The sequence below is a fragment of the Acinetobacter sp. SAAs474 genome, assembly GCF_032823475.1.
In the GTDB taxonomy this organism is placed as follows: domain Bacteria; phylum Pseudomonadota; class Gammaproteobacteria; order Pseudomonadales; family Moraxellaceae; genus Acinetobacter.
This window is the reverse complement of the sequence record NZ_CP127915.1, coordinates 25,824-52,095: the sequence shown is the minus strand read 5'-3', so window position 1 is coordinate 52,095 and position 26,272 is coordinate 25,824. Positions and strand designations below refer to the sequence as shown.

Annotated in this window: 24 protein-coding genes; 12 read left to right on the top strand and 12 right to left on the bottom strand. The window is 39.1% G+C overall.

Annotation, left to right across the window (positions count from 1 at the left end; all coding sequences use genetic code 11):
• The first annotated feature begins 8 nt into the window (after positions 1–8).
• Positions 9–959 (top strand): fimbrial protein, encoded by a 951-nt coding sequence (locus QSG86_RS01330; protein WP_317032519.1) that lies wholly within the window; start codon positions 9–11, stop codon positions 957–959.
• 12 nt (positions 960–971) lie between these two features.
• Positions 972–1,532: a fimbrial protein gene (locus QSG86_RS01325; RefSeq protein WP_317032518.1), complete on the top strand. Its 561-nt coding sequence runs from the start codon at positions 972–974 to the stop codon at positions 1,530–1,532.
• A gap of 151 nt (positions 1,533–1,683) precedes the next feature.
• On the opposite strand, the gene QSG86_RS01320 is transcribed toward QSG86_RS01325, so the two are convergent.
• Positions 1,684–2,148 (bottom strand): Lrp/AsnC ligand binding domain-containing protein, encoded by a 465-nt coding sequence (locus QSG86_RS01320; RefSeq protein ID WP_317032517.1) that lies wholly within the window; start codon positions 2,146–2,148, stop codon positions 1,684–1,686.
• A 139-nt stretch (positions 2,149–2,287) separates the two neighbouring features.
• Between QSG86_RS01320 and QSG86_RS01315 the strand changes: the two genes are divergently transcribed.
• Positions 2,288–3,547, top strand: coding sequence for a D-amino acid dehydrogenase (locus QSG86_RS01315; protein WP_317032516.1), 1,260 nt, complete (start codon positions 2,288–2,290; stop codon positions 3,545–3,547).
• Between the two features lie 90 nt (positions 3,548–3,637).
• Here the strand turns inward: QSG86_RS01315 and hemJ are convergent, their stop codons facing one another.
• Entirely contained in the window at positions 3,638–4,090 is a 453-nt protein-coding gene (hemJ, locus tag QSG86_RS01310; protein ID WP_317032515.1) for a protoporphyrinogen oxidase HemJ, read from the bottom strand.
• 24 nt (positions 4,091–4,114) lie between these two features.
• Positions 4,115–5,344: a beta-ketoacyl synthase N-terminal-like domain-containing protein gene (locus tag QSG86_RS01305; RefSeq protein ID WP_317032514.1), complete on the bottom strand. Its 1,230-nt coding sequence runs from the start codon at positions 5,342–5,344 to the stop codon at positions 4,115–4,117.
• Between the two features lie 285 nt (positions 5,345–5,629).
• Between QSG86_RS01305 and QSG86_RS01300 the strand changes: the two genes are divergently transcribed.
• The 6 genes from QSG86_RS01300 to rimI all read left to right on the top strand — a co-directional run bounded on the left by QSG86_RS01300 (position 5,630) and on the right by rimI (position 12,271).
• A complete protein-coding gene (locus QSG86_RS01300; RefSeq protein WP_317032513.1) occupies positions 5,630–6,868 on the top strand; it encodes an EcsC family protein in 1,239 nt (412 codons plus the stop codon).
• Between the two features lie 278 nt (positions 6,869–7,146).
• Positions 7,147–7,521 carry a 30S ribosomal protein S12 gene (gene rpsL / locus QSG86_RS01295; RefSeq protein WP_002050319.1) on the top strand — a complete coding sequence of 125 codons (375 nt, stop codon included), beginning with the start codon at positions 7,147–7,149 and terminating at the stop codon, positions 7,519–7,521.
• A 178-nt stretch (positions 7,522–7,699) separates the two neighbouring features.
• Positions 7,700–8,170 carry a 30S ribosomal protein S7 gene (rpsG, locus tag QSG86_RS01290; RefSeq protein ID WP_067728659.1) on the top strand — a complete coding sequence of 157 codons (471 nt, stop codon included), beginning with the start codon at positions 7,700–7,702 and terminating at the stop codon, positions 8,168–8,170.
• A gap of 131 nt (positions 8,171–8,301) precedes the next feature.
• The gene (gene fusA, locus QSG86_RS01285; RefSeq protein WP_317032512.1) at positions 8,302–10,437 is read left to right on the top strand and encodes an elongation factor G; all 2,136 of its coding nucleotides are present in this window, start codon (positions 8,302–8,304) and stop codon (positions 10,435–10,437) included.
• Between the two features lie 93 nt (positions 10,438–10,530).
• A complete protein-coding gene (gene tuf / locus QSG86_RS01280; protein WP_317030193.1) occupies positions 10,531–11,721 on the top strand; it encodes an elongation factor Tu in 1,191 nt (396 codons plus the stop codon).
• 91 nt (positions 11,722–11,812) lie between these two features.
• Positions 11,813–12,271, top strand: coding sequence for a ribosomal protein S18-alanine N-acetyltransferase (rimI, locus tag QSG86_RS01275; RefSeq protein ID WP_317032511.1), 459 nt, complete (start codon positions 11,813–11,815; stop codon positions 12,269–12,271).
• 10 nt (positions 12,272–12,281) lie between these two features.
• Here the strand turns inward: rimI and QSG86_RS01270 are convergent, their stop codons facing one another.
• The 3 genes from QSG86_RS01270 to trxB all read right to left on the bottom strand — a co-directional run bounded on the left by QSG86_RS01270 (position 12,282) and on the right by trxB (position 15,028).
• Positions 12,282–13,097, bottom strand: coding sequence for an arginyltransferase (locus QSG86_RS01270; RefSeq protein WP_317032510.1), 816 nt, complete (start codon positions 13,095–13,097; stop codon positions 12,282–12,284).
• A gap of 20 nt (positions 13,098–13,117) precedes the next feature.
• Positions 13,118–13,843: a leucyl/phenylalanyl-tRNA--protein transferase gene (gene aat / locus QSG86_RS01265; RefSeq protein WP_317032509.1), complete on the bottom strand. Its 726-nt coding sequence runs from the start codon at positions 13,841–13,843 to the stop codon at positions 13,118–13,120.
• A gap of 237 nt (positions 13,844–14,080) precedes the next feature.
• Positions 14,081–15,028 (bottom strand): thioredoxin-disulfide reductase, encoded by a 948-nt coding sequence (gene trxB, locus QSG86_RS01260; protein ID WP_317032508.1) that lies wholly within the window; start codon positions 15,026–15,028, stop codon positions 14,081–14,083.
• 408 nt (positions 15,029–15,436) lie between these two features.
• On the opposite strand from trxB, the gene QSG86_RS01255 reads away from it, so the two are divergent.
• A complete protein-coding gene (locus QSG86_RS01255) occupies positions 15,437–18,556 on the top strand; it encodes a DNA translocase FtsK (protein WP_317032507.1) in 3,120 nt (1,039 codons plus the stop codon).
• 62 nt (positions 18,557–18,618) lie between these two features.
• Here QSG86_RS01255 and QSG86_RS01250 read toward each other — a convergent pair whose 3' ends face one another.
• From QSG86_RS01250 to QSG86_RS01225, 6 genes are all read right to left on the bottom strand, one after another.
• On the bottom strand, positions 18,619–18,906 hold the full coding sequence (locus tag QSG86_RS01250; protein ID WP_317032506.1) for a PA4642 family protein: 288 nt from the start codon (positions 18,904–18,906) through the stop codon (positions 18,619–18,621).
• Positions 18,907–19,030: 124 nt separating this feature from the next.
• The gene (minE, locus tag QSG86_RS01245; RefSeq protein WP_317032505.1) at positions 19,031–19,303 is read right to left on the bottom strand and encodes a cell division topological specificity factor MinE; all 273 of its coding nucleotides are present in this window, start codon (positions 19,301–19,303) and stop codon (positions 19,031–19,033) included.
• Between the two features lies 1 nt (position 19,304).
• Positions 19,305–20,117, bottom strand: coding sequence for a septum site-determining protein MinD (minD, locus tag QSG86_RS01240; RefSeq protein ID WP_317032504.1), 813 nt, complete (start codon positions 20,115–20,117; stop codon positions 19,305–19,307).
• A gap of 68 nt (positions 20,118–20,185) precedes the next feature.
• Positions 20,186–20,908: a septum site-determining protein MinC gene (gene minC / locus QSG86_RS01235; protein ID WP_317032503.1), complete on the bottom strand. Its 723-nt coding sequence runs from the start codon at positions 20,906–20,908 to the stop codon at positions 20,186–20,188.
• A gap of 119 nt (positions 20,909–21,027) precedes the next feature.
• Complete coding sequence (locus QSG86_RS01230) at positions 21,028–22,092, bottom strand: preprotein translocase subunit SecA (protein ID WP_317032502.1); 1,065 nt, start codon at positions 22,090–22,092, stop codon at positions 21,028–21,030.
• A gap of 165 nt (positions 22,093–22,257) precedes the next feature.
• Positions 22,258–23,178 (bottom strand): acyltransferase, encoded by a 921-nt coding sequence (locus QSG86_RS01225; protein ID WP_317032501.1) that lies wholly within the window; start codon positions 23,176–23,178, stop codon positions 22,258–22,260.
• Between the two features lie 248 nt (positions 23,179–23,426).
• Between QSG86_RS01225 and QSG86_RS01220 the strand changes: the two genes are divergently transcribed.
• Positions 23,427–24,077, top strand: coding sequence for an OmpA family protein (locus QSG86_RS01220; protein WP_317032500.1), 651 nt, complete (start codon positions 23,427–23,429; stop codon positions 24,075–24,077).
• A 127-nt stretch (positions 24,078–24,204) separates the two neighbouring features.
• Positions 24,205–26,244, top strand: a complete 2,040-nt coding sequence (locus QSG86_RS01215; protein ID WP_317032499.1) for a UvrD-helicase domain-containing protein — start codon at positions 24,205–24,207, stop codon at positions 26,242–26,244.
• The last annotated feature ends 28 nt before the right edge of the window (positions 26,245–26,272 follow it).

Here is a 26,272-nt window from a genome sequence, read left to right as displayed (position 1 = left end):
GTACAGATATGACAATTGTATATGCAGGGCCATTAAATTATATAGGTCCAGCAGATGCAATGGGTGTTGGGCAGCCCATTGGACGTACATGGATTGCAACAGCTAATCAACAAGTGTGTCATTCTCCGGCTATGGATATAGCACGCGCTGTTATTGTTCCAATTTCTTCTCCTACGTCATTGAGAGTCAATATTGATGGCATAGTATATCCTGTTTTTGAAACGCATATACCAGGAGTTGGTTGGATCATGTCGATTAAAGACACGCATGCATATTATTATACTGCTTTAAATAATACTGAAAACCAATGGTATCCATCCGCAGGCACAGATAATAATCATCAGATAGATATTGGAGGATCTGTTAAATTAACCTTCGTTAAAACAAAAACACATTTAATATCTGGTACAAGCACTATTCCAGCACAAAATTTGGCAAAAATTGTCTGTTATCGTCAGAATGGTAGTGTTGCTGATCAGGCTTGGATTAAGACACAGAGTGAAATAATTACTGTTCAGGCAAGTGGATGTACGATTACAACACCATCAAATGCCACATTAAATTTAGGTGATTTTAGCGCGAATAATTTTCCTAGCGTGGGAAGTACTGCGGGGAATGCTGCATATAGCATTGCATTGTCGTGTGATGCCAATGTCGATGTAAAAGCCACGGCTTCTGATCAAAGTAATAGCGCAAATCAATCCAGTATTATGGGTTTAACCCCCAGTTCTACTGCTCGTGGCTTAGGTGTGCAAGTGTTTTACAATGGCTCAAGTACAGCATTAAGTTTAGGGCCAGATAGTACCAGTGCAGGAAACTTAAATCAATTCAGTATTAAACGTACATCTTCAAATAATCAGATCGTAAATGTGCCTTTACAGTTTAAATATATTCGAACAGGCACGATTTCTGCCGGCACTGCCAATGCAATTGCTGGTATTACATTTTCCTATCAATAACAGTATACAACTATGTTAATCAATCGAATACTTTGTTTATGTTTTATAGGGTGTTATATCTCTTCTGCCTATGCAGCAAGTGTACGTATTAATTTAAATGGCAATGTTAAGATCAATACATGTTCAGTAGCGATCAATGCTGAAGAAAAATATGTTGCTTTAGCGATCAATGCTGGAGAAAAATATGTTGCTTTAGGGCATTGGGCCGCAAAACAGTTTTCAGCGGTTGGTACTGCGAGTATGCCTATTCAGTTTAATTTGAATCTAGAAAATTGTAATGGGGCAGAATCTGGGATAAGCAGTGTTACCTTCTTATTTGCTGGATTGGCCAATACAGCCAATCCTAATTTATTTGCTTTGAATGGCAGCAGTACTGCCACCAATGTCGGAATTGCAATTTTAGATGAGGATAAAAAAATCATTCCACCGAATACAAATTCAAAACTTTATAAAATATCGAATAATATGAAGTATCCTTTATTTACTTTTTATGGACAATATATCTCGACAGCAGATCATGTTAGCGCAGGTACGGCCAATGCCGATGTCACATTTAGTTTAACTTATCAATAATGCAGCTTATGATCTGATTAAAAATCAGATCATTTTTTTACTGATGGGTTTAAATGGTTATTTTGATTTAAGCACTATTTTTTGATCAGGAATGATTTTAATCAGGAATAATAAAGGTCAAACTCATATCCTGATTAAACTGATGGATAATTTAATTGAGTTCTAAATATAAACTTTCTTTAATTTCCTCCATCACAATATAGCTATGTGAAGATGCCGAGGAGGGAAGCTTTTTTAGTAGGTCACCCAGTAAACGGCGATAAGCACTCATTTCTTTGAGTCTAGCTTTAACCAGATAGTCAAATTCTCCAGAAATTAAATGGCATTCCAAAACTTCTGGGATCTCCGCTAAGTTTTTGGCGATTTGCTCAAAAACATCACCCGATTTAGCAGACAGCTTAATTTCGAGAAAAACCAATAAATTTTTCTCAACCAGTTTGGGATTGATACGTGCGTAATAGCCCATAATTACGCCATCGCGTTCGAGGCGTTTCACTCGTTCGGAGCATGGTGTGGTCGATAAATTAACTTTGGCCGCTAACTCGCTGATGGAAATACGGCCATGATGTTGCAATATCGTTAAAATCATTTGATCAATTCGATCTAATTTACGCATACGGTTTTCTCTTATTTTTCCTTGTTAAAGCAGAATAAATATTGTTTTACCTTAATAATAACCTTAAAAATAGTGAATATCACTATTTAAGTATTCATATACTAGTGAAATAAACTATATAAACTGACTGGGGGTCACAATGCATGTCATGGTATTAGGGAGTGGTGTGATAGGCGTGACAAGTGCTTATTATTTGGCTCAGCAAGGCGTCAAAGTAACGGTACTAGACCGACAAGCAGGGCCTGCAAAGGAAACCAGTTTTGCCAATGCTGGGCAAATTTCTCCTGGTTATTCAACACCATGGGCAGCACCAGGTATTCCATTTAAAGCAGTGAAATGGATGTTTCAACATCATGCGCCTTTAGCAATGAATATTGATGGTAGTTTGTGGCAATTACAATGGATGGCGCAAATGCTGAAAAATTGTAATGCACAGCATTATGCTATCAACAAAGAACGTATGTTAAGGGTTGCTGAATATAGTCGTGATTGTTTAAGAGAACTGCGCAATAGTACTGGAATTGCATATGAAAATCGTGCAAAAGGAACCTTACAGGTTTTTCGTCATACAGCACAATTAGATGCCGTACAGCGTGATATTAAAGTATTGCAAGATACTGGTATTGCTTTTGAATTACTGGATCAAAAGGGTTTGGCACAAGTTGAACCAGCATTGGCTGCTGCACAAGATAAATTGGTGGGTGGATTACATTTACCTAATGATGAAACAGGAGATTGTTATTTATTTACCAATGCATTGGCACAGTATGCTCAAACCTTAGGTGTAGATTTTAAATTTGAACAGCAAGTAGAGAAATTGTTGGTCAAAGGGGATGAAATTCAGGGTGTTATAGTGAATGGGCAGCTTTTAACGGCTGATCATTATATTTTGGCCTTTGGTAGTTATTCACGTGATTTTTTAAAGCCACTTGCTTTAGATTTGCCAGTTTATCCTGTGAAAGGATATTCACTCACCGTACCGATTGTTGATCCTGATCAAGCACCACAATCGACGGTGCTGGATGAAACTTACAAGATTGCCTTAACCCGTTTTGACCAGCGTATTCGTGTGGGCGGAATGGCAGAGTTAAGTGGTTTTAATCTGGGGCTGAATGAACATCGCAGAAATACATTGGAAATGGTGACAGCTGATTTATTTCCAGGAGGAGATTTACAACAGGCGAGTTTCTGGACAGGTTTACGCCCAATGACACCAGACAGTACACCGATTATTGGTGCGACATCATATAAAAATTTATTTTTAAATACTGGGCATGGCACATTAGGATGGACGATGGCGTGTGGTTCTGGCAAATTAATTGCAGATTTGGTACTAAAACACAGTCCTGAAATTTCGACTGAAGGATTATCTTTAGCACGTTATCAGCATGCGGCATAGTCGTTTTGACTGAGATGAGTATCAGCTAGAGAATTAAAATGCCAACCAGCTTGCTGGTTGGCAAATTTGTATTTGATAACAATGTAGGCATTAAAATTTGGGCTGAACCACCACTAAAATCACCACAGCCAATAAAATAAGCGTTGGCATTTCATTAAAATAGCGCCAAAACACATGCGACTTATAATGTGCATTACCAATCAGTTTTTTACGGTAGTAGCCGCAAAAGAAATGATATATGACCAGCAACCCCACTAAAGCAACTTTTAAATAAAACCAAATCGCCTGATGGTAATGATAAATTGGATCACCCCAGTCGACCAAAAAATGTGCTGTAATCAGTGTTGCAAGCATCGCAGGCCACATAATGCCACGATACAGTTTGCGCTCCATCACTTCAAAGCGTTGATGACTTACTTCATCCTCACTCATGGCATGATAGACAAATAACCGTGGCAAGTAGAACAATGCAGCGAACCAACATACCACGGAAATAATATGAAATGCTTTTACCCATAAAAAAGCATCTGAAGGAGCATCCATTAAATCACCCTATCTAGGGCGATATTATGCATCCCATTTTTTAAAAATAAGACATGCATTCACGCCACCAAAACCAAAACTGTTACTCATCACAGTATTCAATTTTGCATCGCGTTTTTCAAGTACGATATCAAATGCTTTTGCACCGTCATCAAGCGTTGTTACATTAATATTTGGTGCAATGAATTCATTTTGCATCATTAAAATGGAGTAGATCGCCTCTTGAACGCCTGCTGCACCTAAACTATGACCAGTCATTGATTTGGTTGAGCTTACAGGTGGTACATGGCCTTCACCAAATGCACGTTCCATCGCTTTAAGTTCAGTCACATCACCTGCTGGTGTCGATGTGCCATGAGTATTGACATAGTCAATTTTTTCTACACCATGTTGTTTTGCTTCGTCTAGCGCCATCAAAATACAGCGTGTTGCGCCTTCACCACTTGGTGCAACCATATCAGCACCATCTGCATTAGCGGCATATGCAACGACTTCTGCTAAAATTTGAGCACCGCGTGCTTGTGCATGTTCAAGTGATTCGAGTACCACAAAACCACCACCACCAGCAATCACAAAACCATCACGGTCTGCTGAATATGGACGAGATGCAGTTTCAGGTGTGTCGTTGTATTTAGAACACAATGCACCCATGGCATCAAAAAGTAAGCTTTGTGACCAATGATCTTCTTCACCACCACCTGCAAGCATTAAATCTTGTTTACCAAGTTGAATTTGATTGTATGCATAACCGATCGCATCTGCAGAGGTTGCACATGCGCTAGTAATGGTGTGTGAAATACCTTGGAGTTTAAAGGCTACACCCACGTTTGCAGTAATGGTATTCGACATATTACGTGGTACAAAAAATGGACCAACTTTACGAGCCCCTTTTTCTTCTAATAACTCGATCATCTCTGCGACAGATGCGGTAGAGTTACCGCCAGAACCTCCTGCAATACCATAACGCGGATTTCCAGCCAGCTGTTCAGCGGTTAAACCTGCATGTTCTACTGCTGCCACTGCTGCATTATAGGCATACATCGCACATACGCCCATAAAGCGTTTGGTACGACGGTCAATATTGTCAAAATTTTGTTCAGCAGCAGCACTGACATGACTTTTAAAATTAAGTTCAGCATACGTTGGGTTAAAACGTGTCCCAGAAATACCATTTTGTAAAGAGTGTGCGACATCTTCTAAAGTATTACCAATGCATGAGTTAATTCCCATACCCGTGATTACAACACGTTTCATTTAACATATCCCTTTATGGTCATCATAGTGGTGAATGTGTAATTGTAGCTGTAGCATATCGACAGACTAAAGTAACAACATTCTTTATCGCTTTTTAACTTGCCAACATAATAACAGAAAGATTTTTGAATTCTTATGGCAAATCTTATGCCTATTTCCCGTTTGCGAGTTTTTGACACAGGTTTATGGTTGTTTAACTAAAAAAAACATAATAAAGTTGAGATAAATACTGACTATGCCTAGTATTTATCAGCTATAAATGTATAAATTAATGGTGGAGGGTAAATGCAAAATTCTCATAATAAACATTCCAGAGGATTGCTCTCGAACGCTTTTGGAGTGGCTAAAAAGCTCAGTCACGCCGGCTTAAATTTTATTGGTCAAAATTCTCCAGATTATTTTTTTACACCTATGTCATCGACTACTGTAGGGCAAGTGATAGAGGGTACTGCTCGAATAAAACCAATATTTGCAGCACAGCAATATAAAAATCCCGAAGATATGCTGCGTAAGCAATTGCCATGGATGACACAACAATTGCTCGGACGTCATTCTCACGTGGTGAATAAGGCGAGCGATTGGATACCTGCTCAGGTTACAGATAAGATTTCTCAGTATTGCTTTCAGCAGTTAAATCAATTCAGCAACCGGCTAGCTTCGATTGATGGTGTTTTAGAGCAAGCGGGTGAATCAGATCTGGCGGCTTTAAGCGTTGATGTGGAGCGTTCAAAACGCCTGAGTCAGGCATTGGCTGAACAAAATAAATGGCTTGCATCGATACAAGGTGTCATCAGCGGAGCAACAGGAATTGTAGGCTCATCGCTGGATATCCCACTTTGTCTTATTTTATCGTTACGTACCATTTATCAAGTAGGCCGCGCTTATGGTTTTGATTTAAATCATCCCGATGGACAACAAACCGTACAATATATCTTTAACCATGTTGACTTAACTGCTTTGGCCGAGAAACATACATTGTTGGCCGGTATCAGAACGGTTGCTAATATGTTGCAAGTTCATGATATTGAAACATTACAGCAATTGATGGGTTCAGGTAATGATATTGAAATTTTACGAAAATGGTTAACTCATAGTACGGAGGAGTCTAAATGGTCTTGGTTAAATCATCTTGATCTATCGATATTCACCAAGCTAAGTCCTGTTGTAGGTGCAACCATTGGGGCAACTTATGGCTGGAAATTTATTGCTGATGTCAATGACAAGGCACAACAAGTTTTTGCGACTGCACGTCAATACCAGTTGCAATATCCAGATCATTCATATGATATTTTAACAGCTTATCAATATGCTTTAGCTGCACAGCAGCAACCTCTAAGTACTGTTAATCAAATAGATGATCATGTTGCACAAAGATCAGACGATCAGTCACCGGATATTCAAACCATGTCATTAGCGGATAAAAATATATCCGAGTTGGATTCAACACTGAACATGGTTCATTCCGATCGACCAGTCACGACAGAGATTGCTGTTGAACAATCCGAGTTGAAAGCATCATCTTAATCAAACATAAAAAATCAGTTGCTTGTTCTGGTTTTAGATAGCGTCTTCGCATGATTAATGTCGTATTTTTTTAGAAAAAGTTAAACAAAATATCTCCAATCAAGATAAAGGTTAAGAAATATCACTAAAAAAATGAATAAATTCAAATACTATTGTGAAAAAAATACCTTATTTGCGAAAATGTCGAATATTGACCATTTTTTTATATTGACATACAATTGTGTGCCCTCAAAAAGTAGTAGTTTTTTGGGGCTTTTTATTAACGGGAGAATTGCCAAATGGCAACAACAAATCAGTTGATCCGTAAGGGTCGCACAACTTTAGTTGAAAAATCTAAAGTTCCTGCGTTGAAGGCTTGTCCACAACGTCGTGGTGTTTGTACACGTGTTTATACAACTACACCTAAAAAACCTAACTCAGCAATGCGTAAAGTTTGCCGTGTACGCTTAACTTCTGGCTTTGAAGTATCAAGCTATATCGGTGGTGAAGGTCATAACCTACAAGAGCACAGTGTTGTGCTGATCCGTGGTGGTCGTGTTAAAGACTTACCAGGTGTACGTTACCATACCGTTCGTGGTTCTTTAGACTGTGCTGGTGTTAAAGATCGTAACCAGTCTCGTTCTAAATACGGTACTAAACGTCCTAAGAAATAATCTGTTTAGATTATTTTTGACAGACTGTAGCACCGCAATCCTTTATCGTCTCGCTTGTCTGATTTCTGCATTTAATTTTGTGAAATTCAAGCGACGTGTAGTAAGGCCAGCGAATGTACATGACACTTTGTACTCATGCTGGATAAACCTGAAGTGTCATATTTATAGGTAGTTAAAAATGCCAAGACGTCGCGTAGTCGCTGCTCGTGAAATCCTTCCGGATCCTAAATTCAGTAGCCAAACAATCGCTAAATTCATGAACCACGTAATGCAAGATGGTAAAAAATCTATTGCTGAAAGTATCGTTTACGGTGCTTTAGACCGCGTTCAAGAAAAATCTAAAGTAGACCCAGTTGAATTTTTCGAAGCTACGCTTGAAAAAGTTCGCCCTATGGTTGAAGTAAAAGCACGCCGTGTTGGTGGTGCTACTTATCAAGTTCCTATGGAAGTACGCCCATCCCGTCGTACAGCTTTAGCGATGCGTTGGTTAGTAGATGCTGCTGCTAAGCGTTCTGAAAAAACTATGGCTTTACGTCTTGCTGGTGAGTTGCTTGATGCAGCTGAAGGTAAAGGCGCAGCAGTTAAAAAACGTGAAGATGTGCACCGTATGGCTGAAGCCAACAAAGCATTCTCTCACTACCGTTTCTAAGCAGCTAAAACAGGCCTTAGTCAGGAATGTGTTCAAAACAAATTCATTGTTTTGTCACACAAGCGCTTTAAGTTGCTAGGCAGCTTAAAGCGTCCTGTTTTAAACAACAAAATTTAGGAATGCTAGAAATCATGGCACGTCAAACCCCAATTTCTCGTTACCGTAACATTGGTATCTCTGCGCATATTGATGCAGGTAAAACAACAACGTCTGAACGTATTTTGTTCTATACAGGTGAGAGCCATAAACTTGGTGAAACTCACGAAGGTTCTGCGACTACAGACTGGATGGAACAAGAGCAAGAACGTGGTATTACTATTACTTCAGCAGCTGTAACATGCTTCTGGAAAGGTATGGGCAACCAGTTCGATCAGCACCGTATCAACGTAATTGATACTCCGGGACACGTTGACTTCACCATCGAAGTTGAGCGTTCTATGCGTGTTCTTGATGGTGCATGTATGGTTTATTGTGCTGTTGGTGGTGTACAACCTCAGTCAGAAACTGTATGGCGTCAAGCAAACAAATATAAAGTACCTCGTATTGCGTTCGTAAATAAAATGGACCGTACAGGGGCAAACTTCTTCCGTGCAGTTGAGCAAGTAAAAACACGTCTTGGCGGTAATCCAGTGCCAATCGTTGTTCCAATTGGTTCAGAAGAAAACTTCCAAGGTGTTGTTGACCTTATCGAAATGAAAGCGATTATCTGGGATGAAGCATCTCAAGGTATGAAGTTCGAATATGGTGAAATCCCTGCTGACTTAGTAGAATTGGCGCAAGAATGGCGTACTAACATGATCGAAGCTGCTGCGGAAGCATCAGAAGAACTCATGGACAAATACTTGGAAGAAGGCGAGCTTTCTAAAGAAGAAATCGTTAAAGGTTTACGTACCCGTACACTTGCAAACGAAATTCAGCCAATGCTTTGTGGTTCTGCATTCAAAAACAAAGGTGTTCAACGTATGTTGGACGCAGTGATTGAATTCTTACCAGCACCAACTGACGTTGAAGCGATCAAGGGTATCCTTGATGACAAAGACGAAACAGAAGGTTCTCGTGAAGCATCTGACGAAGCACCGTTCTCTGCACTTGCATTCAAAATCATGAATGACAAATTCGTAGGTAACTTGACTTTCGTTCGTGTTTATTCTGGCGTGCTTAAAGCGGGTAGCCCGTGTTATAACCCAGTAAAAATGAAGCGTGAGCGTGTAGGTCGTATCGTACAAATGCATGCAAACGATCGTCACGATATCGAAGAAATTCGTGCAGGTGATATCGCAGCGTGTGTAGGTCTTAAAGATACAACAACAGGTGATACACTGTGTGATGAAAACAATATCATTACACTTGAACGTATGGAATTCCCTGAGCCAGTAATTGCACTTGCAGTTGAACCAAAAACTAAAGCTGACCAAGAAAAAATGTCAGTTGCGCTTGGTCGTTTGGCGAAAGAAGATCCATCATTCCGCGTACGTACAGATGAAGAATCTGGTCAAACGATTATTGCGGGTATGGGTGAGCTTCACCTTGACATCATTGTTGACCGTATGAAACGTGAATTCAACGTTGAAGCGAATATTGGTAAACCAATGGTAGCTTACCGTGAAACGATTAAAAAATCGGTTGAACAAGAAGGTAAGTTCGTTCGTCAAACTGGTGGTAAAGGTAAATTCGGTCACGTCTATGTACGTTTAGAACCGCTTGATCCTGAAGCTGGTAAAGATTACGAATTTGCTGAAGAAGTTGTTGGTGGTGTTGTACCAAAAGAATTCTTTGGTGCAGTAGACAAAGGTATCCAAGAACGTATGAAGAATGGTGTCCTTGCTGGTTACCCTGTTGTGGGTATTAAAGCGACATTATTTGATGGTTCTTACCACGATGTCGACTCTGATGAATTGTCGTTTAAAATGGCAGGTTCTTACGCGTTCCGTGATGGTTTCATGAAAGCAGATCCTATCCTTCTTGAACCGATCATGAAAGTTGAAGTAGAAACTCCAGAAGACTACATGGGCGATATCATGGGTGACTTAAACCGTCGTCGTGGTATGGTTCAAGGTATGGATGATTTACCTGGTGGTACTAAAGCAATCCGTGCAGAAGTTCCATTGGCAGAGATGTTTGGTTACGCAACACACATGCGTTCAATGTCTCAAGGTCGTGCAACCTACTCTATGGAATTTGCTAAATATGCTGAAACTCCACGTAACGTGGCGGAAGGCATTATTTCTAAATTCCAGTCTGGCGGTAAAAAAGGTGACGACGAGTAATCTTTCGATTACTATAAGCCCAAACTAATTCATAGTTAAAAACCAAGTGCTCATGGAGCGATCCTCCATGAGTAGTTTACAAAGGAAGATCTCATGGCTAAGGCTAAGTTTGAACGTAATAAGCCACACGTTAACGTGGGCACAATTGGTCACGTTGACCATGGTAAAACAACTTTAACAGCTGCGATTGCAACTGTTTGTGCAAAAAAATTCGGCGGTGAAGCAAAAGATTACGCTGCAATTGACTCTGCTCCAGAAGAAAAAGCACGTGGTATTACCATTAATACTTCACACGTAGAATATGACTCTCCAATCCGTCACTACGCGCACGTAGACTGCCCAGGACACGCCGATTATGTTAAAAACATGATTACTGGTGCTGCGCAAATGGATGGTGCGATCCTTGTATGTGCTGCGACTGATGGTCCAATGCCACAAACTCGTGAACACATCCTACTTTCTCGCCAAGTAGGTGTACCATACATCGTTGTATTCTTAAACAAATGCGACCTTGTTGATGACGAAGAATTACTTGAATTAGTAGAAATGGAAGTACGTGAACTTCTTTCTACTTATGACTTCCCAGGTGATGACACTCCAGTAATCCGTGGTTCTGCACTTGCTGCACTTAACGGTGAAGCGGGTCAGTATGGCGAAGATGCAGTAGTTGCACTTGTTGAAGCACTTGACTCTTACATCCCAGAGCCAGAGCGTGCAATTGACCTTCCATTCTTAATGCCAATTGAAGATGTATTCTCAATTTCTGGTCGTGGTACAGTAGTTACTGGTCGTGTAGAAACTGGTATCGTTAAAGTTGGCGAAGAAGTTGAAATCGTTGGTATTAAAGATACAGTTAAAACAACTGTAACTGGCGTTGAAATGTTCCGTAAACTTCTTGACGAAGGCCGTGCAGGTGAGAACTGTGGTATTCTTCTACGTGGTACTAAGCGTGAAGACGTACAACGTGGTCAAGTACTTGCAAAACCAGGTACAATCAAGCCGCACACTAAATTTGATGCAGAAGTATACGTACTTTCTAAAGAAGAAGGTGGTCGTCATACTCCATTCCTTAACGGTTACCGTCCACAGTTCTACTTCCGTACAACTGACGTAACTGGCGCGATCTCACTTAAAGATGGCGTTGAAATGGTTATGCCTGGTGACAACGTAGAAATGTCAGTAGAATTAATCCACCCAATCGCAATGGATGCTGGTTTACGCTTCGCAATCCGTGAAGGTGGTCGTACAGTTGGTGCTGGTGTAGTTGCTAAAGTAATTGCATAATCACTGCTGTGTGAAAAAGGCATCCTTTTAGGGTGCCTTTTTTATATTTGCTGAGCACTTTAAAATAGAAACTGGTATAAAGTTTAGACACATGATTCGATTAATGACAAAAGCCGATGTCGCACGTGTTACTGCCATTGAAAACCGTGTACAAAGTCATCCTTGGCGCGCAACACAGTTTGAAGAAGCGGTGGATAGTTATCAAGCCACAGTATTTGAGATACAAGGACAAGTCATTGGTTTTTGTATATTACAGCCAGTATTGGATGAGGCGAATTTATTATTGATGGCCATTGATCCTCAATTTCAGGGGCAGGGCTATGGCTTTCAGTTGCTTGAGCAATCTATTCAGATGCTGGACAATCAGCCAGTACAAATTTTTTTAGAAGTACGTGAAAGTAATCTTGCCGCTATCGCTTTATATGAAAAAAATGGCTTCCATCAAATTGATTTGAGAAAAAATTACTATCCTCATCATCATGGTACACGTGAGCATGCCATTATTATGGTGAAATCATGTACAGATGATTTTTCGCGGTTATTTCAATAAATCACACTCATTATTTTATCATGGAATCATCCCATCCTGTGGGTAGCGTTGTCATGAGCGATTGGCCAAGTTGATGAATCTCTTGCATACTTAATATTTTATTGAGTTTTCGCCATTGGCCATCTAACAGCAGTTCTAGTGGTAAATATTGGACTTTATAATTCATTTTATCGGAATGTGGTACCCAATAGCCTAAATAGACATAATCTAGATTAAGCTGTTTGGCATATTCAATTTGTTTTAAAATTGCAAAAGTTCCCAGTGAGCGATGACTTTCATCAGGGTCAAAAAAAGTATAAACCGCAGATAAGCCATCATCAAGCTGATCACAGGTAGATACGGCAATGAGTTTTTCATTAAGCCAAAATTCTAAGAAAAAACTATGGGTACAGCTTTGTACTAAAAATTTATCAAATTGATCTTGGCTTGGGGGATACATATCGCCATCTGCATGGCGTGTCGTAATATAGCGTTCATACAGTTGATAATGTTGTAGGGTTGCATCTTGGGTAGGTGTTATTTTAAGTATTAAGTCTTTATTTTTTTTCCATGCTTTTTTTTGTGCACTATTGATGCGAAATAGCGCGACAGGAACCCGTGATGAGATACATTGCCGACATAAGTGGCATTCGGGTCGATAAATAAAATCACCACTTCTACGAAATCCTACACGTGAAAGTTCTGATAAGGTCACGACATCAATTTTATGAGTAGGATCTAAAAATACCATGCGTGACGATTTGTCTTTTAAATAGCTACAGGCATGAGGGGGGGTAATATAATATTGTAATTCATTTAATAGGGCTTCTGGTTGATAAGAATTCATAGTAAGCTCCCTGTTATTTTTCACTCTATTAGGTAATTATTTTCTGCGATACTTTTACTTGAAAATACACGTTCTTGATAAATTTTCCAATCAATCGATGGTTGATCGATGACCGTTTTTAGTGATTTTAAGTAATCTTGGCGAGAAAGCGTTGTTGCACCAAGACGTAGCAGATGATCATTGACCAATTGACAATCAATCCAAGGTAATTTTTCTGTAATGCCAATCAGCATTAAACAATAGAAGGCCATTTTTGATACGTCTGTTTTATGGCTAAACATAGATTCGCCGAAGCAGCCATGACCAATATTTACACCATAAAGTCCCCCGATGATATTGTGCTGTTCCCAAACCTCAATACTATAACCATAGCCTGCATCAAAGAGTGCACAATAAGCTTGAATAATATCTTCACTAATCCATGTATCATCAGCATAGCGACGTGGTAAAGAACATGCACGAATAACATGATTAAAATCATGATTGATTGTAATTTGATAATCAAATTTTTTCATATTTCGTAATAATGACTTACTGGGCTTATAGCTGGCTGGATTAATAATACAACGTGGTTCGGGAGACCACCAACAAATAGGATCATTTTTAGAAAACCAAGGAAATAAGCCATGTGTATAAGCTTCAAAAAGCGTCGAAGGAGAAAGGTCTGCGCCAATACAGATCAGTCCTTCACCCTCTGGATCGGCTTCAATAGGATCTGGAAAGTAATAACTGGAGGGTGCAAGCATGAGTTTACTGTATTCATAATAATTTCTTAATTTATACTACCCAAAGTGGTCGCTAAAGTTAAATGCTAAGGACATTATTTGAGTGATTTGGTCATTTTAATTTTATCTTAGTGGTACGAGTTTCAAATTTGTTATATTACGCCATACAATCTGAATGGTTAGTTAAAGTTATATTCTAACCATGAACAGATTGTATGGGATATTGAATCAAAAAATAGTCAACACTAAATTGACGTATTATAAGCTATCGAGATATTTTTCTGCATCTAATGCTGCCATACAGCCAGAACCAGCCGAAGTAATGGCTTGGCGATAAATACTGTCTGCAATATCACCCGCAGCAAATACACCTGGTACAGAGGTTTGAGTGGCATTACCTGAAGTACCACTTTGTACTTGGATATAGCCATCACGTAGCTGCAGTTGACCTTCAAACATGCTACTGTTTGGCTTGTGGCCAATCGCTACAAATAGACCAGAAACGTCGATATGCTGTGTAGATTGATCTTGCGTAGACTGTAGACGAATACCGGTAACGCCAGTTTGATCACCGAGTACCTCATCGACTTGATGATTCCAAATAATACTGATTTTACCTTCTTTTTCTTTCTCAAAAAGATGGTCTTGTAGAATTTTTTCTGCACGTAAACTGTCACGGCGATGTACCAGTGTAACGTGAGCGGCAATATTCGATAAGTACAGTGCTTCTTCTACAGCAGTGTTGCCACCACCAACCACCATCACCTTTTGGCCTTTATAGAAAAAGCCATCACATGTTGCACAAGCACTGACGCCTTGACCCATAAATGCGGCTTCAGATTCAAGTCCTAAATACTGTGCAGTGGCACCTGTACAAATAATGAGTGCATCACAGCTAAATTCTTCCATATCACCTTTAAGGCGAAAAGGGCGTTGGCTAAAATCAACTTCATTAATATGATCATAAACAATTTCTGTACCGAAACGCTCTGCATGTGCTTGCATACGTTCCATCAGTGCAGGACCTGTTAGCCCTTCTGGATCACCCGGCCAGTTATCAACTTCAGTTGTGGTGGTTAATTGCCCACCCAATTGTAAACCCGCAATCAGCATTGGCTTTAAGTTTGCACGTGCGGCATAAACGGCTGCACTATAGCCTGCCGGGCCAGAACCAAGAATAATGAGACGTGAGTGACGTACATTCATTAATTACATCCTTTTTATTTAGATCTTGCTAAAATTATACGTGAAACTCTTGCACAATTGTGCTTGTTTAAACTCGATATTACTGATCATCTAAATCGATTTGAGCTATATCGAATGATGGTGATTGAGTATTGTGAGATTAACTTTTGATATGAACTATTGATCTAGTTTAATTTATGATCAATTGATGCGTATTATACGATATGCTGTGGCAGATAAAGATGCTTTTGTAAGCAGGATAGTTTTAAATCATCAATCATGATGCTGCATAGCATAACTTAACAACACACGTAAAGAATAATGCATCATTTTCTGATGAAGATGTGCATAATAGCATATGAACGAATGATGTAAAGTTGAATGACTTTAGCATAAAAATATGATGAATACAGGCTTACAGGACAGTATATGACTGCGGTGTCGAGTACATATGTACAGCGCTTAATAGTGACAATATTTCTCATTTCATTTGGAATTTATCTGTTCCTTGCGACAGTGACTTATACTCCATTTGATCCGGGATGGATGCATCTTTCTAGTGATACCCAAACGGTATCCAATGCAAGTGGTGTGATTGGCGCATGGATTGCAGATTTACTGTTTGGCTTTTTGGGCTGGGCAATGTTTTTAGTTCCAATCTATTTATTTACTGAAGCGATTCAATTGTGGTGGCCACATAGCTTTTTAAATCGGTCATTTCGTTATGCTGCACAGTTTTTTATTGTTTTGGCGACCTCAAGTTTATTGTATCTATTTTGGCAGGTACCTAGCGATACTTTAGCAAATGCATCAGGGGGGATTATTGGTTATGAGCTTGGCCAGAGTTTAACTCAGGTATTAACAATTTATGGTGCGAGTCTCTTTTTAATTATATTTTGGTTGATTTTATTCACACTGGCTTTTGGTGTGAAATGGAATAAGACATGGAGTACATTAAAAGCTACACCTGCTTATTTGCAAGATTTGTTTTATCATGTACCGAAAACACAACAACAAGCCACTACACATACCACCCCAATCGTACAGACCACGACCATCGCTTCTGCACCGCGTAGAGAGGAAATGGTCAATCAGAATGAGCTAACCGAGTCTATTCAGCTTGATACTGCTCAACAAGAACAGCCTGTAGACCATACTGCCGAGCGCTTATTTAATGATATTGTGGCAAAAGAAAATCATCAACGAGATCAACAGCAGTTAGATGACAGTGCTAAAGTTTCAGTTCAACACATAGAACAAGCACACCATATTGAATTAGAACAAACGATTGCTCAGGCACATCAAGTTGAACAAGAGATTGCCAATCGTGTGGTATCAACAGGGGAGGTTTGGCGTGCGATAGCAGATGATGCTGTACAACAGCATAATCAGGATATTCATGCATTACTGAAAGCCTCTCAAGATCATCAGCAACCGTCTACATTAGATCCTATGTCTAATCATGGCATAGATATGACAGAAAAAATGCAGACTTCAGATCAATCCGAGCAACAGCGGGTAGATTGGGATGATGATCAAATTTTTGATGAACTTTTGGCAGCAGTACCTCATCATAAATCTGTAGATATGCATCGTCCATTTCAGCAGCAGACTCATGATCCACATCATGGTTTATATATTGTTGAAGATACGCCAGTTGCAGATCAAGAGATGATTACGACAGCATCTCGCCAACCATCAGCTGATGGATTACGCCCTGCTGCAGCACCATTATCAGATGTTGATTTTGATCACTTAGATCAATTGCTGATGGATGATATTGCTGAGACGACTACAAAAACAGCAGCACAAGTTGCAAGTTATGCACAGTCAACACCATTTGTAAATGCAGCCATTCATACCGCAACAAGTGCTGCACCATTGGTTTCTTCCGATGAAAAAGAACGTATTCGGCAGGATAAGGATGCCTTTCGAGAAGCATGGCAAGATACCACTGCAACAGCTGCAGCACCACTGGAGGAAGAGTTTGATTTAGATGCACCCTTGACTGATCGTTATGGACGTCCATTGTCACGTGCAATGCAAGTTGCACAAAAGCGTAAAGATTTGCCCACCTTACCCGGATTGGAAATTTTGGATAAGGTTGATCCCAATAAAAAAGTCAATTTTACTGCTGAACAATTGGCACGATTATCTGAATTATTAGAAATTAAGCTACAAGAATTCAATGTTAAAGCCAAAGTGATTGAAGCCCAGCCTGGTCCTGTAGTGACTAGATTTGAGCTTGATTTAGCACCTGGTGTCAAAGCCTCTAAAGTTACCAATATTTCACGTGATTTAGCCCGATCAATGTCAATGGCCTCTGTCCGTGTTGTAGAAGTCATTCCCGGTAAACCTTATATTGGTATTGAGGTTCCCAACAGTAGCCGTGAAATGGTGCGCTTGATTGAGTTGCTTGATACACCAACTTATCGTGATCCAAATGCGTTAATTTCGATGGCAATGGGGAAAGATATTTCAGGTCATCCTGTATTAACGGATTTAGCGAAAGCACCACATATGCTGGTTGCTGGAACAACAGGTTCTGGTAAATCCGTAGCCGTCAATGCCATGATTTTGTCAATGCTGTTAAAATATACACCAGAGCAATTACGCTTAATCATGATTGACCCTAAACAGTTGGAATTGGCAAACTATAATGATATTCCACATTTATTAACACCTGTCGTAACAGACATGAAAGATGCAGTAAGTGCTTTAAACTGGTGTGTAAATGAAATGGAAAGACGTTATAAGTTAATGTCTTTGTTAAAAATTCGTAAATTAGCCGATTATAATCGTAAAGTTGAAGAAGCGATTGAAAATGGTGAAGACCTGATTGATCCAACTTGGAAACCAAGTGACTCTGCAACACAAAGTCGTGCGCCACGTTTAACACCATTGCCGACGATTGTTATTATTGCGGATGAGTTTGCCGATATGATTATGCAAGTCGGTAAAAAAGCAGAAGAAATGATTACAAGGTTGGCTCAAAAATCACGTGCTGCTGGTATTCATTTATTACTGGCTACACAACGTCCAACAGTGGATGTGGTCACGGGTTTAATTAAAGCGAATATCCCGACCCGAGTAGCACTACGTGTAAACTCTAAACTAGATTCAAGAACAATTCTGGATGCTGGTGGTGCAGAAGACTTATTGGGTCATGGTGATATGTTATTTCTTGGACCGGGTAAAATTGAGCCTGAACGCGTACATGGTGCTTTTATTTCTGATGATGAAGTCAATCGGATTTGTGATGCATGGCGTGAACGTGGTGAGCCAAATTATATTGATGAAATTTTAACACCGTATGATGAAGAGCAAAGTTCACGTGGTTTTGAAGATGCAGATGGGGCATCAGATCGAGATGCACTTTATGATCAATGTGTTGCTTTTGTCTTGGAAACACGTAAAGCATCGACATCATCATTACAGCGTAAATTTAGTTTAGGCTATAATCGTGCAGCACGGATCATTGATCAAATGGAAGAGAGTGGTATCGTGAGTGCAATGGGTGCCAATGGTAAACGAGAAATTTTAGTGTGATTTAATCCGATAAAAAAAGCCTGCATGATGCAGGCTTTTTACTATATGATCAGGATCATCATTTAAGCAAATTTTGCCAACACTGCTAAAAATTCATCTTTATGACGTGGATATTGTGCAATAACATCATGAATGCGTTGACCTTCAGGGTCTTGTGCATTGATATTGCGTCCATCGGCAATAAACTGATTTAACAAGCGTTCATAGTCCGTTGGACGCATATGTTTAAATGCATGATAAAGTACGTGAAAATCTGCATTCACGCCTTCAGGAGGAAGCTGATTAAGGTAGGCAAATACGCGCTCATCTGACCATTCTTCATTGAACGTTGCTGGTTGAGACAATGCCATTGCAATCTCCTAGATATATTTTTTTACAGTTAAAAAGGCAAAATATAAGGCAGGGAAAAGCAGTGCTTTTGTCCCTGATGATATTTTGCCTTGATTTAATGCAATTGCCTAATCAGAAATCAGATTATCGCTCTTCAGGCAAATTGATATTCATTTCCAGCATTTCAATATTAGCTTCTGAACGAACTGACATTTGAATATGCTGTTCATCCACACCGCGTACATAACGGTTGACAACTTGCATGATTTCTTTTTTCATTTGTTCAATTTTATCTGGGCTAAGACGACGGCTAAGACCATGTTCAGAAGCAACAATGACTTTGAGACGATCTTTAGCAGTTTGTGCGCTGGTTGGTTTGTCATCACCACCAAATAATTTACTCCAAAAACTAGCCATCTTATGCTCCAAATAATCGTGCTAACCAACCTTTAGGTTTTGCTGTGATATGGCGATATTCACGCTCTTCGCCAAGAAAACGTGCCACTAGGTCATCATAGGCTTGGCCAGCATCAGCATCTGGATACAGAATAACGGGTTTTCCTTCATTGGATGCCTGTAAGACACTTTTACATTCAGGAATAACACCTAAGGTTGGAATTCGTAAAATATCCTTAGAAATATCATCAATCGTTAACATTTCTTGTTTGTCTGCACGCTCTGGATTGTAACGTGTAATACATAAATGCTTGCGAATACGTCCTTCATTTTGCTCTACTTTTTTTGTTTTACTGTCGAGCATACCAATGATGCGATCAGAGTCACGGACTGAAGAAATTTCAGGGTTGGTGACAATAATGGCTTCATCCGCATGATACATCGCTAAAATAGCGCCTCGTTCAATGCCTGCGGGAGAGTCACAAATAATGTAATCAAATTCTTGCGATAATTCGTCCATAACACGTGCGATACCTTCATCGGTTAACGCATCTTTATCTCGTGTTTGTGATGCAGGTAAAATATAGAGATTTTCTATATCCTTGTCGCGAATTAAAGCCTGTTGTAATCGTGCTTCATTGTTTAATACATTGACAAAATCATAGACCACACGACGTTCGCAGCCCATGATTAAATCGAGATTACGTAAGCCTACATCAAAATCTATAACAACAGTTTTGTGGCCACGTTGGGCTAATCCTGTTGCAAAAGATGCGCTTGTAGTAGTTTTACCTACACCACCTTTACCTGATGTTACGACAACAATTTTTGCCACCGAATCCACTCCTATTATCATATAAAAATCCCCTATATTTGGGGGGGATTTTAATGCTTATTTATACATTAAAATGGGATAACGTCAAAGACCAGTTCTTGCTGATCATTTAAGTAAATATGTACTGATTTTTTTAACATATCCGGTGCAATATCATCTGCAACACAATAGATTCCAGCAATCGAAACTAATTCTGCTTCTAGTGAATGGCAAAAAATTCTGGCACTGGTATTACCACCAAAACCGGCAATGACTCGACCGCGAACACTACCATATAGATAAATATTGCCAGATGCGATCACTTCCGAACCACTATTAATCCCAGCATTAATGATGATGTCACCATGTTTTTGTACTAAACACTGTCCGGTACGTAAAATTTCATCATGATATGATGTGATATGTGTGATAGTTGTTTCTGTTACAATTTGTTCTTCTACAGCAGCAATGGTGGTATCGGTCTCTGGTTTAATCTCAACCACTTGTTCTTTTGTTGCTTTTATTTTTTGCATTTTTCGGTCTATAGGCACCACTGGAAACTGAATAGAGCGTGCCTGATCAGTCAGCAGCCCTTCAGTCACAGCCATTGGTTGTACATCTAGACTAATCAGTAATTGAATTAAAGCGATTAACTCTTGTTCAACCGTACTTTCAATCACGACCAATGTTCCAGCAGCAATCGTTTTTTCAAGCAATGGGGTCAGTTGCTGGCGAATCACATCATGATCATTGGTGTCTAAGATAATGCGCAGCGCATTGACCATTCTGCCTTTTATCCGTATGTCAGCCATAATGATTCCTTGAGGATTTTGCACGACTCAGTATTGTCGAACTTGTAAGAAGTGAAAGCAGATGCTAGAACAAATTTCATAAATTCTCTAGCATCCATATTAATTTATTTTGCATCTGTTTATTCTTTGTTTTGTTTTGCCTCATTTTTACTTTCTTCCATGATCTGTTGCCAATGTTTGATTTTCACCTGTTGTTGGATTGCATCTAAGCTTTCAAAGACCGCAGATGATACCAGACGGTCGATATTGGTATTTTTTTCCAAAGGAATTTGACTGATTTGCTTGGCAATATAACGATAGGAGGGAAGTGTTTCTCCAGATTGTATTGTTGCAAATGGTTGAATGATCCCTTGGGTAATATTTTCACCCAGACGTTGCCCAATACTTTGTATCTGCTGTTCGATACGGTTTCCCACAATCGGGATAAGACGCAATAATTGTGTCAGTTCGGGTGTATCCTCGATTGCCTGATTCACAATTTTACCAATATCCTTGGCAATTAAATCACGGTTTTTTTGTAATTCTTTTCCTAGTGTATCGGTTAAAATATCGGATAATGCAACGGCAAATAGCTGTCTTTGATGATTGATGATCTCTGCAATCAGCTGTTTGTGTGTGGTACTGGTGGTCAATTCTTTTTTGATGCCAGTTAATACCGTTAACACAATACGACTGGTCAATTCTTCCATCAGTAAATTGTAATAAAAGTTGGCTTGTTTATACCAACGATTGGGAAAAATTTGATAGCCATGCTCATGCAGTTGATAGGCAATCGCACCTGCACGTAATAGACGTAAAAAACGTAACTGCGGAATAATCGCTAAAATTTCATACCAATGTACAAAAGGAAAAAAGAACCATCTTTGATGCTGTTTCATGATGATCGCAATACACCAACGCACCAATAATTCGATGATTAATAGACTGGTGAACCAGCTTTCAGTAATAACAACCCAAGGTCTAAGTTCTGATTTATAATAATTGAGTAACTCTGAAAGTTGAATGAGATCAAAAAACCAAATTGAAAAGTCACTCATTAGCATGGCATTTGAACTTAAACAAAACAAATTTATAATGATCAAAAACATCATAAAAATGTCATAACCGAGTGCAACTTTCCACCCCCAAGAACCTTCCTTCACAAAATTGAAAGTCGGTTTAATTCTTGGTTTTTCTGCAGCCATTATATTTCCTGATTTATATGTAGGTTAGCGCTAAAATGGATTAAAATTCAAATATAAACATTAAAAAACGGTATAACCATTTCATGCTTTGTATATTTTGTTTGCATGATTCTAGCCGATCATCTAAATGATTTGATGAACATCAACAGACTTTAGTTTATTGCTTTAAAGATGATTTAAGCGTTGTTTCATCTCATCAATCAGTTGATCTTTTTCTGTCCAGAGCATCGCAATCCAGTCCTGAAAACGTGCTTTAAATATAGGATCTTCTTCATAATTACCATCAAGAACCCAAGCTGGAATATCAATTTTACGTAAATTGACAGCAATTCGAGGAACCTCACCTAGCCAAAATTCACCGTAACCTGGTACACCATCAGGATAAACAATCGTCATATCAACAAAAGCATCGATTTTATGACCTAAAATATGTAATGCAAGTGCTAGTCCACCCGCTTTAGGTTTAAGTAAGTGTCGATAGGGAGATTGTTGCTGTGCATGTTTTTCAGCACTAAAACGGGTACCTTCCACGTAATTCAACAAGGTAAATGGCTGGCTTAAGAGTTGTGCACAGGCTTTTTTAGCCTCATCCATGTCACGATGTCTAAGATCAGGATTTTTTTCAATCTGTGCTTTACTATGACGCTTCATCATAGGAAAGCCTAAAATCTTAAACGCTTGCCCAACAAAAGGAATAAAAATCAGCTCCCATTTGGTAAAAAAACGTGTTAAAGGCATACGTGTTAGACCAAAATATTGATTGACCGTGGTATCTACCCAGCTTTGATGATTACAGGTCATGAGGTAGCGTCCCTGTAGGTTTAAATCAAGTTGTGGATCAACCGTAATATCCCATTGTGTGTTGGGTAATACATGATCAATTAACCAGTTATTGACTTTAAGCCAGCGGTTGGTCAGTTCAATATTCATTTCATCAACTTTTTGTGATTGACGCAATAATTTGGTTAAGCCTAGCGCTAAGACAGGTGGACCATGAAAAAATGTACTGCCCGTGATTACAGTACCGACTGTGATGCCTGTTGAAATTTTCTTAAATAAGGGCTGTTTGTGTAACTCAATGGTCATATTTTGCCTTTATAGAACTATAACTTGATATTGAATATGGTATTTATCATAGATGTTGTATACGTGTTTGAGAAGTATAGCGCATATAATGATGAAGAAACGATGATGATTTTTAGATAAAAAGTGAAATTATTTTTTTACATTTTGCAACATAGTAAAAAAATGTTAACAAAACTAATCTATTCTAAAGACTTATTTTGCTTCATTATTTACAATAGCAAGCCATAATATAACGCAGGAGGCATGCAATGCGTGCATTAGCAATTTCAGCAATCGCAGGTGCGATGGTTCTTTCAGGTTGTCAATCTACAGGCAACAACATGGGTGGATTTGAATATGATAAGTCTGCGATTGGTGCCGTAATTGGTGCAGCAGCAGGTTATGGTATTTCTAAAGGTAATGCCAATACTTCAAGTCAAAATAATCGTGCTGCAGCAATTGGTGCATTACTAGGTGGTGGTGCAGGTCTTTATCTAGATAATAAAGAGAAAAAACTTCGCCAACAAATGGCGGGTACAGGCGTAGAAGTCAACCGTAATCCAGATGGCTCTGTGGGCTTAATTATGCCAGGCAGTATTACATTTGATACAAATAAATCAAATATTAAGCCAAACTTTTATGCCACTTTGGATAAAGTTGCTCAAGTCTTAACTGAAGATAGCAAAAGCGGTATTTTAGTGACAGGTTATACTGATAATACCGGTAATGATTCGATTAATATTCCATTATCTCAAGCGCGTGCACAAGCTGTAGCGAACTATATTGCGAGTCGTGGTGTATCAACAACACGTATTAATGCTCAAGGTATGGGTGCGGCAAATCCAATTGCAAGTAATGCAACTGCTGCAGGCCGTGAGCAAAACCGCCGTGTTGAAATTAGTGTATATGCAATTCAATAATCAAGTTTGAATTATCCTAAAAACCACCTTTGGGTGGTTTTTTTTATCAACATTTAAATGTATTTTGCATTAGGCAAGTGAGCATCAGATGTCTATAATCGAAGCCGAATCAAAATGAGGAGCGAATATGTCACTTGCAAGTCAATTAAATGACAAGCAACTTGAAGCCATGCAATATACTCAAGGACCCTTGTTAGTACTTGCGGGGGCGGGTTCAGGTAAAACATCTGTGATTACACGTAAAATTGCTTATCTGGTCAAGCATTGCGGTATTCCAGCACATCGTATTACTGCAATGACCTTTACCAATAAAGCGGCACGTGAAATGAAAGAACGTGTCAGTAAATTATTAAATCGTGAAGAGTCTAAAGGTCTTTCAGTATCCACTTTCCATACGTTTGGTTTGAATCTATTACGGATTGAATTAAAACATACCCCTTTAAAAGCCAACTTTTCCATTCTTGATGCAGATGATTGCAAGCGAATTTTGATGGATCTGATGCAGCGCGATAATCTATCCGGTGCAGAAAGTAAAGAATTGATTGCCAAAGCCATGAAAATGATCTCGGATTGGAAAAATGATCTCATTCCTCCCGAGCAAGCACATACCACGTGTGAAACTGCTGATGATATTCAGATGGCACATCTCTATCAGCTATATGAACGTAATTTACGTGCCTATAATGCAGTTGATTTTGATGATTTAATTGTAATTCCAACACGATTATTACAAGAAAATGCAGAATTACGTGATCGTTGGCAAAATCGTGTTCGCTATTTATTGGTTGATGAATATCAAGATACCAATACGGCACAGTATATTCTGGTCAAATTGCTGGTTGGGGTGATGGGGCAATTCACTGCTGTGGGCGATGATGATCAATCTATTTATGCATGGCGTGGTGCTAAGCCTGAAAATATGGCATTGCTTAACGATGATTTTAGAAATTTAAAAGTGATTAAATTAGAGCAAAATTATCGTTCTACTAGCCGTATTTTAAAAGCAGCCAATACGGTAATTGGTCATAATCCGCATATTTTTGATAAAAAATTATGGTCTGATAAAGGTCATGGCGAAACCATTCGGGTGATTACATGTCGTCATGATGATGATGAAGCAGAACGCGTTGTAAAAGATTTAATCACGCATAAATTGATGAATGGTAAAAATTGGAAAGATTATGCCATTTTATATCGGGGTAATTTTCAGGCACGGGTTTTAGAGACTCAGTTACGTCAAATGCAAATTCCTTATAAATTGTCAGGTGGACAATCTTTTTTTGCACGTTCAGAAATTAAAGATATCATGAGTTATCTGAGATTAATTATTAATCCTGAAGATGATAGTGCCTTTTTACGTATTATTAATACGCCGAAACGTGCCATTGGTCCAGTGACACTTGAAAAATTAGGTTTGTTTGCACAAGAAAGCCATTTATCTTTACTTGCAGCAGCCGGTGATCAGCGCTTAAGTTTAGCAATTCCTCAGAAAGCAACGACTCAATTGGCTGAGTTTGCTGGATTTATAGCTAATTTTACCCGTGATTTATTAGAAGATGATGAGCCAGTACCGATTATTCGTCAAATGATGCTTGAAGCTGGATATATTGACTATATTAAAGCATCAGCGGCAACACCAGCACAAGAAAAAACCAAGTTAGATAATATTGAGATTTTATACAGCAGTATTCAAAGTCTGATTAATCGCGCTGAAGATGTTGATGAAAAAAACATTGAAAGTGTGATTCGTAAGATGGTATTGCTGGATATGCTGGAACAGCAGCAAGAAGAAGAAGATACAGATAAAGTCAACTTGCTGACATTACATGCTTCTAAAGGTTTGGAATTTCCATTTGTGTATTTAATTGGTTTGGAAGAGGAAATTCTACCGCATAAAAATTCGATTGCTGCCGATACGGTGGAGGAAGAACGGCGTTTGATGTATGTCGGCATTACGCGGGCTCGTCAAGGGTTAACCATTACTTTGGCTGAGCAGCGTAAAGCTGGCGGGCAAATGAAACAAATGACACCAAGTCGTTTTCTGGATGAATTACCACAAGATGAATTAGAGTGGTTAGGACGCAAGAAAAAGCTTGCTGGAAATATTGATCCAAAACTACAAGCTCAACAGTATTTAGAAAATTTACGTGCGTTAATTAAACGCTAAGTTATTACATAGATGAATATCAAGTAGG

Bases quoted from the DNA above. Each gene is read 5' to 3' on its own strand.
- QSG86_RS01230 (WP_317032502.1), bottom strand. From the start codon at position 22,092: ATGGCTGCAGAAAAACCAAGAATTAAACCGACTTTCAATTTTGTGAAG.
- trxB (WP_317032508.1), bottom strand. From the start codon at position 15,028: ATGAATGTACGTCACTCACGTCTCATTATTCTTGGTTCTGGCCCGGCA.
- aat (WP_317032509.1), bottom strand. From the start codon at position 13,843: ATGCTTGCACCCTCCAGTTATTACTTTCCAGATCCTATTGAAGCCGAT.
- QSG86_RS01325 (WP_317032518.1), top strand. From the start codon at position 972: ATGTTAATCAATCGAATACTTTGTTTATGTTTTATAGGGTGTTATATC.
- hemJ (WP_317032515.1), bottom strand. From the start codon at position 4,090: ATGGATGCTCCTTCAGATGCTTTTTTATGGGTAAAAGCATTTCATATT.
- QSG86_RS01250 (WP_317032506.1), bottom strand. From the start codon at position 18,906: ATGGCATTGTCTCAACCAGCAACGTTCAATGAAGAATGGTCAGATGAG.
- QSG86_RS01270 (WP_317032510.1), bottom strand. From the start codon at position 13,097: ATGAATTCTTATCAACCAGAAGCCCTATTAAATGAATTACAATATTAT.
- fusA (WP_317032512.1), top strand. From the start codon at position 8,302: ATGGCACGTCAAACCCCAATTTCTCGTTACCGTAACATTGGTATCTCT.
- QSG86_RS01225 (WP_317032501.1), bottom strand. From the start codon at position 23,178: ATGACCATTGAGTTACACAAACAGCCCTTATTTAAGAAAATTTCAACA.
- QSG86_RS01320 (WP_317032517.1), bottom strand. From the start codon at position 2,148: ATGCGTAAATTAGATCGAATTGATCAAATGATTTTAACGATATTGCAA.
- minE (WP_317032505.1), bottom strand. From the start codon at position 19,303: ATGGCTAGTTTTTGGAGTAAATTATTTGGTGGTGATGACAAACCAACC.
- rimI (WP_317032511.1), top strand. From the start codon at position 11,813: ATGATTCGATTAATGACAAAAGCCGATGTCGCACGTGTTACTGCCATT.
- QSG86_RS01220 (WP_317032500.1), top strand. From the start codon at position 23,427: ATGCGTGCATTAGCAATTTCAGCAATCGCAGGTGCGATGGTTCTTTCA.
- rpsG (WP_067728659.1), top strand. From the start codon at position 7,700: ATGCCAAGACGTCGCGTAGTCGCTGCTCGTGAAATCCTTCCGGATCCT.
- tuf (WP_317030193.1), top strand. From the start codon at position 10,531: ATGGCTAAGGCTAAGTTTGAACGTAATAAGCCACACGTTAACGTGGGC.
- QSG86_RS01215 (WP_317032499.1), top strand. From the start codon at position 24,205: ATGTCACTTGCAAGTCAATTAAATGACAAGCAACTTGAAGCCATGCAA.
- minC (WP_317032503.1), bottom strand. From the start codon at position 20,908: ATGGCTGACATACGGATAAAAGGCAGAATGGTCAATGCGCTGCGCATT.
- rpsL (WP_002050319.1), top strand. From the start codon at position 7,147: ATGGCAACAACAAATCAGTTGATCCGTAAGGGTCGCACAACTTTAGTT.
- QSG86_RS01255 (WP_317032507.1), top strand. From the start codon at position 15,437: ATGACTGCGGTGTCGAGTACATATGTACAGCGCTTAATAGTGACAATA.
- QSG86_RS01315 (WP_317032516.1), top strand. From the start codon at position 2,288: ATGCATGTCATGGTATTAGGGAGTGGTGTGATAGGCGTGACAAGTGCT.
- QSG86_RS01300 (WP_317032513.1), top strand. From the start codon at position 5,630: ATGCAAAATTCTCATAATAAACATTCCAGAGGATTGCTCTCGAACGCT.
- QSG86_RS01305 (WP_317032514.1), bottom strand. From the start codon at position 5,344: ATGAAACGTGTTGTAATCACGGGTATGGGAATTAACTCATGCATTGGT.
- QSG86_RS01330 (WP_317032519.1), top strand. From the start codon at position 9: ATGACAATTGTATATGCAGGGCCATTAAATTATATAGGTCCAGCAGAT.